Origin of the sequence: uncultured Tateyamaria sp. (genome assembly GCF_947488715.1) — a bacterium.
GTDB lineage: Bacteria > Pseudomonadota > Alphaproteobacteria > Rhodobacterales > Rhodobacteraceae > Tateyamaria.
This window is the reverse complement of the sequence record NZ_CANLAG010000013.1, coordinates 1-13,736: the sequence shown is the minus strand read 5'-3', so window position 1 is coordinate 13,736 and position 13,736 is coordinate 1. Positions and strand designations below refer to the sequence as shown.

Here is a 13,736-nt window from a genome sequence, read left to right as displayed (position 1 = left end):
GGTGACCAACCTGTCGTAAAATTTGGTGTGCGGACGGCATGTCACGTTATCCGGGGTGGGACCCCGGCACGACGGGGCGCCTAATCTGTAAAATACCGACGTAAATCGGACCTGCGCCATCAGGCAGTGGGGTGGTTCAGATTTGCTTTGACTTGGGACAGGCCAACCGGCGGGCCAAAGGCGCCGGGCGAGATAGGCAGCGGGGATCATAGGACGCATATGACACAACAAGAATGGGGACAGCTGAGACAACGGCTGCTTAAGACCGTCGGACAAAACAACTATACCAACTGGATCGAGCCGCTTGAGTTCCGGGCACTTCAGGATGGTATCGCGACATTTGACGTACCCACGAACTTTTTGGGCAACTACGTCAGCCAGAATTTTTCGGACCTCATCCTGCACGAACTGAAATCGGATTCGCATGACGTGCGCCGCCTGAGCTTTGCCGTGCCCGCCAATGCGTCCGGGCGCCCCGCCTCTGCCATTGATGCGCCCGAAGCTGCAGCCTCTGCCCCGTCTTCTTCTTCGTATGCGCATTCGAACACGCCCACGAAATCCGCTCTGTCCGCCGCGCCACTGGACAAGCGTTTCACATTTGACAGCTTTGTCGTCGGCAAACCGAACGAACTGGCCCATGCCGCCGCCAAGCGCGTCGCCGAAGGTGGTCCCGTCACTTTCAACCCACTGTTCCTCTATGGTGGCGTTGGTTTGGGCAAAACGCACCTGATGCACGCCATCGCCTGGGAATTGCAGAGCCGTCGCCCCGATCTCAACGTGCTCTACCTGTCCGCCGAGCAATTCATGTACCGTTTTGTGCAGGCCCTGCGCGATCGCAAGATGATGGACTTTAAAGAGATGTTCCGCTCTGTCGACGTGCTGATGGTGGACGACGTTCAGTTCATCGCCGGCAAAGACAGCACGCAGGAAGAGTTCTTTCACACGTTCAACGCGCTGGTGGATCAGAACAAGCAGATCATCATCAGCGCCGACCGCGCGCCCGGTGAGATCAAGGACCTTGAGGACCGGGTGAAGTCGCGTTTGCAGTGTGGTCTGGTCGTGGACCTGCACCCCACGGATTACGAGCTGCGTCTGGGCATTCTGCAGTCCAAGGTGGAGCAGCAGCAGATCGTCTATTCCGATCTGAATGTTGAGCCTGGCGTGCTGGAATTTCTGGCCCATCGGATTTCGACCAATGTGCGTGTGCTGGAGGGTGCGCTGACCCGGTTGTTCGCCTTTGCCAGCCTTGTGGGTCGCAAGATCAACATGGACCTGACGCAGGATTGTCTGGCCGACGTATTGCGCGCCTCGGAACGCAAGATCACCGTCGAGGAAATCCAGCGCAAAGTGTCCGAGCACTACAACATCCGTCTGAGCGACATGATTGGCCCCAAGCGTCTGCGCAGCTATGCGCGTCCGCGTCAGGTGGCGATGTATCTGTCCAAGCATCTGACATCGCGCAGCCTGCCTGAGATTGGCCGCCGTTTTGGCGGGCGTGACCACACCACGGTCATGCACGGCGTGCGTCGGATCGAAGAGTTGAAGCAATCCGACGGACAGATTGCCGAAGATCTGGAATTGCTGCGGCGCGCCCTCGAAGCCTAGTGTTGCCGCATTCAGACCACACAGGGCGCCCCAACCGGCGCCCTTTTGCATTTTCGCGCTTTGCGTGCCTTGACGCCGCCGCGTGCGCACCCGACAAGCATCTATGTGGCAATAAAATACTTGTGATGCTGGCGCGTTGGGCTAGGGTGCCTGTCCCGGTGTCCGGGTCAGATGCGAGTGGGGAGACAGACCATGAAAATCAGTGTTGAACGCGGTGTGCTGCTGAAAGCGGTCAGCCAGGCTCAATCCGTGGTCGAACGTCGCAACACCATTCCGATCCTGGCCAACGTGCTGATCGAGGCGGAAGGGTCCGATGTGACATTCCGCGCGACCGATCTGGATATCGAAGTTGTGGACAAGGCGCCCGCACAGGTCGAGCGCGCCGGGGCGACAACCGTAGCCGCGACGACCCTGCATGAGATTGTGCGCAAGCTGCCCGATGGGGCGCTGGTCACGCTGACGGCGGACACGGCGGCCGGGCGTTTGACGGTTGAGGCGGGTCGGTCGAATTTCTCGTTGGCGACCCTGCCCAAGGAAGATTTTCCTGTCATGGCGTCGTCGGAATATGCCTCGAACTTCTCGGTGGATGCGCCCAAGCTGCGCCGGTTGTTCGACAAGTCGAAATTTGCGATCTCGACCGAAGAGACGCGGTATTACCTGAACGGCGTTTACATGCACGTGGCCGATGGCGACGACGGTAAGGCGCTGCGCTGTGTGGCGACGGATGGGCACCGGTTGGCACGGATCGACAGCGATCTGCCTGAAGGTGCGGCGGATATGCCCGGCGTGATCGTGCCCCGCAAGACCGTGGGAGAGTTGCGCAAGCTGCTGGATGATGACGAGATGAAGATCGCCGTGTCGGTGTCTGAGACCAAGGTGCGCTTTGCCACGCCGGACATCACGCTGACCTCGAAGGTGATCGACGGGACATTCCCCGACTACACCCGCGTTATCCCTGTGGGCAACACGCGCAAGCTGGAGGTTGATGCCAGCGATTTTGCCAAGGCTGTGGACCGTGTGGCCACGGTGTCGTCCGAACGGTCGCGCGCGGTCAAGTTGCAGTTGGACGAGGATCGGTTGGTCCTGTCGGTGAATGCGCCCGACAGCGGTGCCGCCGAAGAAGAGCTGGCCGTGGCCTATGCGGACGAGCGGTTGGAGATCGGGTTCAACGCGAAATACCTGCTGGAGATCGCATCCCAGGTGGATCGCGAGAACGCGGTGTTCATGTTCAATTCGTCCGGTGATCCGACCCTGATGCGTGAAGGCAGCGACCAGTCGGCGGTCTATGTCGTCATGCCGATGCGCGTGTGATCTTTTCGCCTCCGGCGGGCATACTTTTAGAACAATGAAGGGGCGGTCGTGGTGTTGCATCTGACATCGCTGGCCCTGTCGCATTTCAGGTCACACAAGGTGGCGCGGCTGGCGCTTGATGGGCGTCCGGTTGCGATTTTTGGGCCGAACGGTGCGGGCAAGACCAACATTCTAGAAGCGGTGTCGCTGTTTTCGCCCGGGCGTGGTCTGCGCCGGTCGTCCGCGGAGGATATGGCGCGGCGGCCTGAGGCGTTGGGGTGGAAGCTGTCGGGGGTATTGCAGTCTTTGAGCCAGGTCCATGAGGTCGACACCTGGTCCGATGCGGGTGCGGCGCGGCAGGTGAAGATTGATGGCAAGGCTGCGGCGCAGACGGCCTTGGGGCGCATTGCGCGGGTGCTGTGGCTAATTCCGTCGATGGACCGGCTTTGGATCGAAGGGGCCGAGGGGCGGCGGCGGTTTCTGGACCGCATGACGCTGTCGTTTATTCCGGATCATGCGCAGGTGTCGTTGGAATATGACAAGGCGATGCGGGAGCGGAACCGGTTGCTGAAAGACATGGTGCGGGACCCGCATTGGTATGCCGCATTGGAATTGCGATTGGCGGAGACGGGGTCGGCCATTCATGCCAACCGGTTGCAGGCGTTATCAGACCTCGCCGCGGCGCAGAGCGGGGCGCAGACCGCGTTCCCTGCGGCGGACCTGACCCTGCAACCCGGCGAGATGGGCATGCCGGACACAGTTGAGGATCTGCGGGCGGCACTGGCAGATGGGCGGATGCGTGATCTGGCCGCCGGGCGGACGTTGATCGGCCCGCACCGGGCAGATTTATACGGGGCCTATGCGGCCAAGGGTGTTCCGGCCAAGGACTGCTCCACAGGTGAGCAGAAGGCATTGCTGGTGTCGTTGATCCTCGCCAATGCGCGAGCGCTGGCACAGGATTTCGGGGCGCCGCCGCTGTTGTTGCTGGATGAGGTGGCGGCGCATCTGGACGCGGACCGGCGTGCGGCGCTGTACGATGAGATTTGCGCGCTGGGCGCACAGGCGTGGATGACGGGGACCGAGACTGCGTTGTTCGACAGTCTGGGGGACCGGGCGCAATATGTCGAAGTCACCGACACGGACGGTCTGAGCACGGCGAGGCCGCTGTGACATTGGCCCCTTGGGACATCGCGCTCTATGCAGGCGCGCTGGCGGTTCTGTTCCTGACGCCGGGCCCTGTTTGGGTTGGCCTGATCGCGCGCAGCCTGTCAGGCGGGTTTCAGGCGGCGTGGCCGCTGGCGCTGGGCGTTGTGGTGGGGGACGTGCTGTGGTCGCTGCTGGCGATCTTTGGTATCACGTGGATCCTGTCGGTCTATGGCGGGTTTCTGGCGGCATTGAAGTGGGTCGCGGCAGGTATTTTCCTGCTGATGGGCGCGCTGGTGATACGCGGTGCGGACAAGGGCATCGATACGGACAACCGCCTGACGCGGCCTGGTATGTGGGCGGGGTTCCTTGCGGGTTTGGCGGTGATCCTCGGCAATCCCAAGGCCATCCTGTTCTATATGGGGATGCTGCCGGGGTTCTTTGATCTGACCCGGCTGACCGTTTGGGACGTGGTGATCATTGTCCTGTTGTCGATGGTCGTGCCGCTGGTTGGAAACCTTGTCATGGCGCTGTTTATCGACCGGGCGCGGCGGCTTTTGACCTCGGCCCGCGCCTTGCGCCGGATGAACCTGATTGCGGGCGGTTTGCTGATCTGTGTGGGCCTGATCATCCCCCTGACCTGACACGCAAAATCTTGTGTCAGTTGCGTGACATTCCCCCTGAAAAACCGTATATTTGGTGCAACCACTCAAGGGGCCCATACATGGCAGATAACGAGCAAATCCCCGAAGAATACGGCGCGGATTCTATCAAGGTTCTCAAGGGCTTGGAGGCAGTTCGCAAGCGTCCGGGAATGTATATAGGTGACACGGACGACGGCAGCGGTCTGCACCACATGGTGTACGAGGTTGTCGACAACGGGATCGACGAGGCGCTGGCCGGTCATGCAGACGCCGTGACGGTGACGATCCACGCGGATTCATCAGTGTCTGTCAGCGATAATGGGCGCGGGATTCCGGTGGGGATTCACGAGGAAGAGGGCGTGTCGGCGGCGGAGGTTATCATGACCCAACTGCATGCGGGCGGTAAGTTCGACAGCAACTCCTATAAGGTGTCGGGCGGTCTGCACGGTGTGGGTGTGTCGGTTGTGAACGCCCTGTCCGTGTCGCTGGACTTGCGCATCTGGCGCGATGGCAAGGAACACGTGGCGCGCTTTGCCCATGGTGACACGGTTGAGCATCTGAAGGTTGTTGGCGACGCCGGTGGACGGACCGGGACCGAGGTGCGGTTTCTCGCCTCGACCGAGACGTTTTCGAACCTCGAATACTCTTTCGACACGTTGGAAAAGCGTCTGCGCGAGCTGGCGTTCCTGAACTCGGGTGTGCGGATCATTCTGGTGGATGAGCGGCCCGTGGAACACCTGCGGTCCGAGCTGTTCTATGAGGGCGGCGTCAAGGAATTCGTGAAATATCTGGACCGGTCGAAATCGTCCGTCATGCCGGAGCCGATTTTCATCACCGGTGAGCGTGACGAGATTGGCGTCGAGGTCGCGATGTGGTGGAACGACAGTTATCACGAGAACGTCCTGCCCTTTACCAACAACATCCCGCAGCGCGATGGCGGCACGCATATGGCGGGCTTTCGTGGCGCGCTGACGCGGACGATCAACAACTATGCCCAGTCCAGCGGGATCGCGAAGAAGGAGAAGGTGAACTTTACCGGCGACGACGCGCGCGAGGGTCTGACCTGTGTGCTGTCGGTGAAAGTGCCTGATCCGAAGTTCTCGTCTCAGACGAAGGACAAGCTGGTGTCGTCCGAAGTGCGCCCGGCGGTCGAGGGGCTTGTGAACGAAAAGCTGGCCGAGTGGTTCGAGGAGAACCCGAACGAGGCCAAGATTATCGTTGGCAAGATCATCGAGGCCGCATTGGCCCGTGAGGCGGCGCGCAAGGCGCGTGAGCTCACACGGCGCAAGACGGCGATGGACGTGAATTACCTTGCCGGCAAGCTGAAGGATTGTTCGGAGAAGGACCCGAGCAAGACCGAAGTGTTCCTCGTCGAGGGTGACTCGGCTGGTGGATCGGCACAGACGGGTCGGGATCGACGGACGCAGGCGGTGTTGCCCCTGCGCGGCAAGATCCTGAACGTCGAACGCGCGCGGTTTGACCGGATGCTGTCCAGTCAGGAGATCGGCAACCTTGTCATGGCACTGGGGACCGGGATTGGACGGGACGAGTTCAACATCTCGAAGCTGCGCTACCACAAGATCGTCATCATGACGGATGCGGACGTGGACGGCGCGCACATTCGGACGCTGCTGCTGACGTTCTTCTATCGGCAGATGCCGGAGCTGATCGAGGGCGGGTATCTCTATATCGCGCAGCCGCCGCTCTACAAGGTGGCGCGGGGCAAGTCCGAGGTGTACCTCAAGGACCAGACCGCACTTGAGGATTACCTGATCGAGCAGGGCACCGAGGGTGCGATGCTGCGCCAAGGCAATGGCGAAGAAATCGTTGGTCAGGACCTTGTGCGGGTGGTCGAAGAGGCGCGGCAGCTCAAGCGGGTGTTTCAGGCGTTCCCGACGCATTATCCGCGGCACATTCTGGAACAGGCGGCGATTGCCGGGGCGTTTGTGCCCGGCGCGGTGGATGCCGACCTGCAAGGTGTGGCCGACAAAGTGGCAGAGCGGCTGAACCTGATTGCGCTGGAATGGGAGCGCGGCTGGGTTGGTCGGATCACGCAGGACAAGGGCGTGCGGTTGGCGCGTATCCTGCGCGGTGTCGAAGAGGTGCGAACGCTGGACGGTCCGTTGCTGCGGTCCGGTGAGGCGCGCAAGACCGGGACGTTCACGCAGTCCTTGCAGGATGTTTATGGCCTGCCCGCAACGCTGCACCGCAAAGATCGCAGCCAGTTGATCATGGGGCCGATGGACCTGTTGGATGCGATCCTTGAAGAAGGGGAGCGCGGTCTGTCGCTGCAACGCTACAAGGGTCTGGGCGAGATGAACCCGGATCAGTTGTGGGAGACGACGCTGGACCCGGATGCGCGCACGCTGTTGCAGGTGCGGGTCGAGGATATGGCAGAGGCGGACGATCTGTTCACCAAGCTGATGGGCGACGTGGTTGAGCCGCGGCGCGAGTTCATCCAACAGAATGCCTTGAGTGTCGAGAACCTAGATTTCTAAGGCCTGAGGGCATCACCCGACCTCGGGTGGGCGTAAAGCGCCCTCCCGTGGGGGAGGTCGGGCGCTGCCCGGCGTTTCCGCCGGGCGGAACATCTGAAAGGACACGAGCCATGTTCTCCAAAGACCAGCTTGAATACACGCAACTGCCCCTGCCCGACCGTCAGGACCTGAGCGATGCAGAAATGCTGCAACAGGCGGAAGCCTATCGCGACTTGATGGCCAAGCGGCACACGGTGCGCGACTATTCCACCCGCCCGGTGGATCAGGCGGTGATCGAGGCCTGCGTGTCAGCCGCAGGCACTGCGCCGTCTGGGGCCAATCACCAGCCATGGCATTTCGTGGCCATTCAGGACCCCGCGATCAAGAAACAGATCCGCGACGCCGCCGAGGAGGAAGAGCGCAAGTTCTATGCCGGTGGCGCCAGTGACGAGTGGATCAAAGCGCTGGAACCGATCGGCACCAATGACCACAAGCCTCACCTGGAGGATGCGCCGTGGCTGATCGTCGTTTTTGCCCAGCGCTACGGCACCTTTGATGACGGCACGCGGTACAAGAATTACTACGTCCCCGAAAGCGTCGGCATCGCCACTGGCATGTTGCTGACTGCGCTGCACATGTCGGGATTGGTGACGTTGACGCACACACCGAACCCAATGAAATTCCTTGGCGACCTTTTGGGCCGTCCGGACAGCGAAAAAGCCACGATGATCATCGCGGTTGGCCACGCCGCAGAGGATGCGACCGTGCCTGCGGTGGCCAAGCTCAAGAAACCGCTGAACGAAATCCTGTCTGTCCGCTGACCAGCACACGCCACGGTTGTTCCCGAGACATGCCCAATTTTGGTCACCAATGTCGATCACCTTGGTCGCGTTATTGGAACCAAGAGGTGCATTATGGCACATGGGCAAGACATATTCGCAGAACGGTTGGCGCGGCTGAACGACACGCACGGCCACAGGCAGGAACAACAGACCGCGACCGCACGCGCCGCAAGGGGACGGACACCGGATTGGGTCCGTAACATGGTTTATCCGGGATCGCTGGTGGGTGCCTGTTTCGTCGGTATTCTGACTGTGATCCTGTCCCGTTATGTGATGTTCCACATGAACGGCGCGCCTGATCCCGATGGTGATGCCGACCTGACCATGTTGATGGACGGTGGGCTGGCGCTTGCCATTGCCTTTGTGCTGCGCAACGCGCTGAACATGTCGTCCAAGGAACACCTGGCCTGCAAGACGGCGGGCATCTGGATTGCGCTGACCTGTATGCATAACCTTGTCCACGCCTATCCGATGACCTGGGCCAATGCGTTCTCGCCGGAATGGGTTGAACGGACCGTTGAGATGACAGAACCCAAGTCGATCTTTTTCCGCGGGATGAGCTTTACCCTGGATGACAAAGCGCCTGAGGCCGAGCCGGTGAACACCGATCCGTCCATTCCTACATCCAAACCCGAGATCAAGATCAATCGCGGCTAGAGGCACCGCGTCATTCCCCGCACTATCGCGCGCATCGGCGGTGACGTGTTGCGCGCGGTTTTCCCCGCGAAATTTCCTTTGTCCTACATCACTTTGCCGTTAACGTGCCTGCACAGTGACGCAATGCCTTGCGCCGATCACAACATATCGGCGTGACCAAACGGTGGGAGACTAAATATGGGCAAACGGGACGACTTGATCGCACAATACGCGGACGATCTGAAAAACAAATGCGGGATGACGCCCGATATGGACCTTTTGACAAAGGTCACAATCGGCTGCGGCCCTGCGATCTACAACGCGGATGCGTCGACTGTCGCCGGAAGCCAACCTTCCGAACTGGAAACCGTCAAAAACAACTTTCTGATGAAAAAGCTGGGCCTGTCTGACGGCCCGCAACTCATGGAAGCGATCAATTCCGTGATCGAGACCTATGGCAAATCCGAGCGCAACAAGTACCGCGCCGTTGTCTACTACATGCTGACCAAGCACTTTGGCAAAGAGGCCGTCTACGGCTGAGCCAACGGACATTCCGGATATTGAGACACCCGCTGGTTAAGCGGGTGTTTCTGTTTTCGGCGCAATGCAAGGTACAATAAAATTGCTATATTTCGGATATGCTCGTATCACGAGAGTGTCCGACCAGAATGGTCAGATCCGAAATTAACCAATACGTGCGGTGGCTCTGTGGAGTGCACGATGGGGTGAGACGGGGTCTGGCTGAGTGCAGTCAGACCCTTTTTCCTTTTCAGAACAGCATCAGAACCGCGCCGATAACGGTACAGCCAAAGGTCGCGTATCCACCATCAATCAGGGTCAGTCGAAACGGGCGAGCCCCAAAAGCGTAGAACGTCGCGATCCAGGGTGTGACCAAAAACAGACCAACGCCAAAGCCGGACACCAGCCCCTCGCCGAATGTGTCGATCCCGCTCAGGACAAACACGTGGCGCATCATGCCAGCCACGACAACCGCGCCGACAAAGCTGGTGATATAAGGAATCGGATTTGACTGATTGGCGGGTGCTGTGCCCGCCTCGTTCAAGGCGACGCCAGACGCCGCCATCCACGGTTTGGCCAGCACCGTGTACCAGATTGCCCCAAACATAAAGCCGCCGATCCCGGCGACGATCACTGCCAAATATCCCATTTGTCCCTCCTGTTGGCATTTTAGTGCCAACTTGCCAGAGGATGCGGGAAATCCATAGGGATTATTGCGGTACACCCGCCATTTCGCAGACGATCCGCCATTCCTCCGGGGTGACCGGCTGAACCGACAGGCGCGAATTTCGGATCAGCGCCATGTCAGCCAGACGTTCATCCGTCTTGACCATATCCAGCGTCACGGGCGTTTTCACAGGCCCAATCGCCTTGATGTCCACACAGTCCCAGCGGTCATCGTCGGTCGTGCTGTCAGGATGCGCCTCGGCGATGACCTCGACGATGCCTACGACGGCCTTTTCGGTCTGCGAGTGGTAAAAGAACCCCCGGTCGCCAACGGCCATGGTCCGCATGAAATTGCGGGCCTGATAGTTGCGCACGCCGTCCCATTCCTCGCCTGCGTCGCCTTTGGCCACCTGTTGATCCCAGCTCCAGGTGGAGGGCTCGGATTTGAACAGCCAATAGTTCATGCGCCGATCACCTGGTTCCATGCGGTGATGGTCACCTCGCGGAACAGGCCCGCCTTGGCATAGGGATCGTTGTCGGCCCAGGCCTGTGCGGCGGCCATATCGTCCAGTTCCAGCACGATCAGCGATCCGCAGGGTTTGCCATCCGCGTCCAGAAACGGACCCGCCTTGCGCACGGCGTCCGACCCTTTGAGATAGTCGAGGTGTGCGGGGCGGTTTTCCATGCGCACGTCCAGCGCGCCGTCCTTGTCCCAAGCCATCAATGCAAAGATCATGTCATTCCTCCTTGAGCGGGCGCGCCAGCAAGTGATCCATCGCCCTTGTCATATCCAATGTTCCGTCCACCAGGCCCGCAATTGCGTTGCACACCGGTAGATCCAGGTTCCGTTCCTGTGCCACCTTGCGCAGCGCCTGCGCCGTGGCGGCCCCTTCGACGGTGATGCGGGTATCAAAGTCTGCACCGGCCCCGAGGGCAAGGCCCAGACGGTAGTTGCGCGACTGATCTGACGTACACGTGAGCGTCAAATCGCCCAGCCCGCTCAGCCCCATCAACGTCTCTGCATCTGCGCCAAAAGTCGCCGCGACACGCTGCATTTCGGCAAAACCGCGCGTCATCAAAGCGGCGCGTGCGCTGTCGCCCAGCCCTGCGCCCATCACAGCGCCACAACCAATGGCGATGATGTTCTTGAGCGCGCCACCCAGTTCCGCGCCCACAACGTCGCCGGTCCGGTACAAGCGCAGGCTTGGCGTCGACAACGTCTGTTGGAGATGTGCGGCTACGTCCGGATCAGCACATGCCAGCGTCAGCGCCGTCGGCAACCCCGCCGCGATGTCGGCGGCGAAACTGGGACCAGTCAGGACGGCAATATGCTGCGCTTGGTGCAGGATGGCAGACGGGCCGCGCCCGGTTGTGATGTCGATGCCCTTGCAGCAGGCCACCACCGTTTTCCCGGTGAGGTCATGGGCATCGGCAAAGCCGCCCAACCCCTGCATCGGAACGGCCAAAAGGATCACATCACATGCCAAAGCAGTCTCTAATTCAGCGGAAATACTCAGGCCATCCGGGAAACGCACCCCCGGCAATCGTGCCGTATTCTCGCGCTGCGCAGCCATGTCACGGGCATCGCGCGCCCAGAGTGTGATGGGTTGAACGCGTGCCAAAGTAACGGCCAAGGCGGTACCAAACGCGCCAGCGCCGATCACTGCAACGCTCATGCTTTGGCGCCCTTTTTGCCAGAGCCCAGCATCGCCACACTTTGGGTGTCGAGCGGCATACGTGGCCGTGCTGACAGGCCCATGCCATCCGGTGCGCGTGTTTGCATCTGTTCGATGCCTGCCGCCGCGATCATCGCCGCGTTGTCGGTACACAGGGCCAGCGGAGGTGCGAGGAAGGTGGCACCATGAGTGGCAGAAATCGTCTCTAATCCAGCGCGAATGCTCATGTTTGCCGCCACGCCGCCGGCGACACAGAATGTCGGATGGGACGGTTTCAGCGCCAAATACTGTTCCAACGCGCGGGCGCTCTTGCCGGTCAGGCTGTCGCTCACCGCGGCCTGGAACGAGGCGGCGAGGTCCAATTGATCCTGCGCGCGCAGCCCACCGGCCTGAGCCACCAGATCATCGCGGGCGCGCAACACAGCCGTCTTGAGGCCGGAAAAGCTCATGTCGCAACCCGGCTTGTTCGACAGGGGTCTGGGAAATGCGAACCGTCGGGCATCGCCGTCATGCGCGGCGGCCTCGATCGCGGGACCGCCGGGCTGTCCCAGACCAATCAGGCGCGCGACTTTGTCAAATGCCTCGCCCGGCGCGTCGTCAATGGTGCCGCCCAACCGTTCAAACCGGTCCGGGCCGTGGGCGATCAGGAATTGGCAATGCCCACCGGACACCAGCAACATCAAATAGGGAAAGGCGACGCCATGGGTCAAACGCGGGGTCAGCGCGTGACCGGCCAAATGGTTGATGCCGTACATGGGCAGGCCGGTCGCGGCAGAAATCCCCTTGGCCGTCATCACGCCCGACACAACACCACCGATCAGGCCGGGACCACATGTGACGGCGATGCCATCAAGATCGGTCAACGCAACTTTGGCCTGCTCCAACGCACCCATGACACTGATGTCCAACCGCTCTGCGTGGGCGCGCGCGGCAATCTCTGGCACAACACCGCCAAAGGCCGCATGCAGATCGGTTTGACCAAGCACGACAGAGGACAGCACCTGCATGTCACCGGGCACGCCGCGCACAATGGCGGCGGCAGTGTCGTCACAACTGCTTTCAATTCCCAAAAGGGTGACTGGCCGATCCATGATCGTGCTCCGTTGCGCGTGCGGGCGGGTCCGGGTAACAGTTTCGGCCGTGGCAAACAATGCACAGAACACGCAGATCCCCATGATCCTCACCCGCCCGATAGACGCGGCGCAGGCATTCCTTGCCGGGTTGGAACCTGCGGTGCAGTCCCGGTTGCTGCCCGTGTTTAGCCCGCTCATCGACATTGTGCCGATACCCGCCGCGGTCGAAATGGATGCGACAGATGCCGCTGTGTTCACCTCTGCAAACGGCGTGCGCCATGCACCTGCGGGCAACGGGCGTGTGGCCTATTGTGTGGGTCCCGCCACCACCGAGGCGGCGCACAGCCACGGGTGGGACGCGCAACAGGTGGGTACAGATGCGCAAAGCCTTGTTGCCAGTCTGACCCGTATGGCACCGCAGGCGCCGTTGCATCATTTGGCGGGCGCACACAGGCGCGGACACATCGTTGAACACCTGTCATCGGCTGGACTGAACATCACGGGCATCGTTGTCTATGATCAGCGGCTTGTCGCGCTGTCGGATGCGGCGCGGGATGTCATCCGCCGGGAAAACAAGGTGATCGTTCCCCTTTTCTCGCCCAGAACGGCACAGCAATTTGCCAATACGGCGCCGCGCGCCACATCCATCCATGTGGTGGCGATCAGCGCAGCGGTCGCCGAAGGCATGACCGCCGTTGCGCAGGACCGCGTTTTTGTCGCACGCGCGCCAAACGCTTCTGCAATGGGCGATGCCATCGCGGAATTGCTGTGAGCCGCTGTATTCGACCTCTGCGGGTTGAGGGGCGCGGGACGGCAGAGTAAACATCAGTGTGGCGCAATCGCCGCCGTCGCAGATTCGGAGGGGGAAGACCTTGGCAAAACGCAAAAGCCCGAGTGACAAGTCCAAGGCAGACTTCGACAAGGACGTCATTGACGGCACCGCCAAGGATGTGACCGAAGCCACCGAAATCGACGCGGACAGTGTTTCAGACGCGCAAGATACCGTTCCCGCCGAGGATATTGCTGCTGAACCGGATGATGCGACCGCAGAAGACGTGACCGAGCCGTTGACCGAGGACACGCCAACCGAGCCTGAGCCTGAGCCTGAGCCTGAGCCTGAGCCTGAGCCTGAGCCTGAGCCTGAGCCTGAGCCTGAGCCTGAGCC

Annotated in this window: 15 protein-coding genes; 10 read left to right on the top strand and 5 right to left on the bottom strand. The window is 60.9% G+C overall.

What is annotated here, in order from left to right:
- Window positions 1–219: 219 nt before the first annotated feature.
- From dnaA to Q0936_RS19495, 8 genes are all read left to right on the top strand, one after another.
- Complete coding sequence (gene dnaA, locus Q0936_RS19530; RefSeq protein WP_299296207.1) at window positions 220–1,605, top strand: chromosomal replication initiator protein DnaA; 1,386 nt, start codon at window positions 220–222, stop codon at window positions 1,603–1,605.
- Window positions 1,606–1,797: 192 nt separating this feature from the next.
- Window positions 1,798–2,916, top strand: coding sequence for a DNA polymerase III subunit beta (dnaN, locus tag Q0936_RS19525; protein WP_299166168.1), 1,119 nt, complete (start codon window positions 1,798–1,800; stop codon window positions 2,914–2,916).
- A 48-nt stretch (window positions 2,917–2,964) separates the two neighbouring features.
- On the top strand, window positions 2,965–4,065 hold the full coding sequence (gene recF, locus Q0936_RS19520; protein ID WP_299296209.1) for a DNA replication/repair protein RecF: 1,101 nt from the start codon (window positions 2,965–2,967) through the stop codon (window positions 4,063–4,065).
- Entirely contained in the window at window positions 4,062–4,682 is a 621-nt protein-coding gene (locus Q0936_RS19515) for a LysE family translocator (RefSeq protein ID WP_299296211.1), read from the top strand. The genes recF and Q0936_RS19515 overlap by 4 nt, the downstream gene beginning before the upstream one ends.
- A gap of 80 nt (window positions 4,683–4,762) precedes the next feature.
- The gene (gyrB, locus tag Q0936_RS19510; RefSeq protein WP_299166162.1) at window positions 4,763–7,180 is read left to right on the top strand and encodes a DNA topoisomerase (ATP-hydrolyzing) subunit B; all 2,418 of its coding nucleotides are present in this window, start codon (window positions 4,763–4,765) and stop codon (window positions 7,178–7,180) included.
- Window positions 7,181–7,290: 110 nt separating this feature from the next.
- Window positions 7,291–7,980, top strand: a complete 690-nt coding sequence (locus Q0936_RS19505) for a nitroreductase family protein (protein WP_299139898.1) — start codon at window positions 7,291–7,293, stop codon at window positions 7,978–7,980.
- Between the two features lie 93 nt (window positions 7,981–8,073).
- A complete protein-coding gene (locus Q0936_RS19500) occupies window positions 8,074–8,658 on the top strand; it encodes a hypothetical protein (protein WP_299296214.1) in 585 nt (194 codons plus the stop codon).
- A 177-nt stretch (window positions 8,659–8,835) separates the two neighbouring features.
- A complete protein-coding gene (locus Q0936_RS19495; RefSeq protein ID WP_299296216.1) occupies window positions 8,836–9,177 on the top strand; it encodes a DUF2853 family protein in 342 nt (113 codons plus the stop codon).
- 229 nt (window positions 9,178–9,406) lie between these two features.
- On the opposite strand, the gene Q0936_RS19490 is transcribed toward Q0936_RS19495, so the two are convergent.
- The 5 genes from Q0936_RS19490 to tsaD all read right to left on the bottom strand — a co-directional run bounded on the left by Q0936_RS19490 (window position 9,407) and on the right by tsaD (window position 12,589).
- A complete protein-coding gene (locus tag Q0936_RS19490) occupies window positions 9,407–9,805 on the bottom strand; it encodes a DUF1761 domain-containing protein (protein WP_299296217.1) in 399 nt (132 codons plus the stop codon).
- A gap of 61 nt (window positions 9,806–9,866) precedes the next feature.
- Window positions 9,867–10,286 (bottom strand): EVE domain-containing protein, encoded by a 420-nt coding sequence (locus Q0936_RS19485; protein ID WP_299296219.1) that lies wholly within the window; start codon window positions 10,284–10,286, stop codon window positions 9,867–9,869.
- Complete coding sequence (locus tag Q0936_RS19480) at window positions 10,283–10,558, bottom strand: YciI family protein (RefSeq protein WP_299139885.1); 276 nt, start codon at window positions 10,556–10,558, stop codon at window positions 10,283–10,285. The genes Q0936_RS19485 and Q0936_RS19480 overlap by 4 nt, the downstream gene beginning before the upstream one ends.
- 1 nt (window position 10,559) lies before the next feature.
- The gene (locus tag Q0936_RS19475) at window positions 10,560–11,498 is read right to left on the bottom strand and encodes an NAD(P)H-dependent glycerol-3-phosphate dehydrogenase (protein WP_299296221.1); all 939 of its coding nucleotides are present in this window, start codon (window positions 11,496–11,498) and stop codon (window positions 10,560–10,562) included.
- The gene (tsaD, locus tag Q0936_RS19470) at window positions 11,495–12,589 is read right to left on the bottom strand and encodes a tRNA (adenosine(37)-N6)-threonylcarbamoyltransferase complex transferase subunit TsaD (RefSeq protein WP_299296223.1); all 1,095 of its coding nucleotides are present in this window, start codon (window positions 12,587–12,589) and stop codon (window positions 11,495–11,497) included. Before tsaD ends, Q0936_RS19475 begins: the two co-directional genes overlap by 4 nt.
- A gap of 82 nt (window positions 12,590–12,671) precedes the next feature.
- On the opposite strand from tsaD, the gene Q0936_RS19465 reads away from it, so the two are divergent.
- Window positions 12,672–13,343 (top strand): uroporphyrinogen-III synthase, encoded by a 672-nt coding sequence (locus Q0936_RS19465; RefSeq protein ID WP_299378365.1) that lies wholly within the window; start codon window positions 12,672–12,674, stop codon window positions 13,341–13,343.
- A 100-nt stretch (window positions 13,344–13,443) separates the two neighbouring features.
- A partial coding sequence (locus Q0936_RS19460) for a hypothetical protein (RefSeq protein ID WP_299296227.1) occupies window positions 13,444–13,736 on the top strand: 293 nt, incomplete at its 3' end.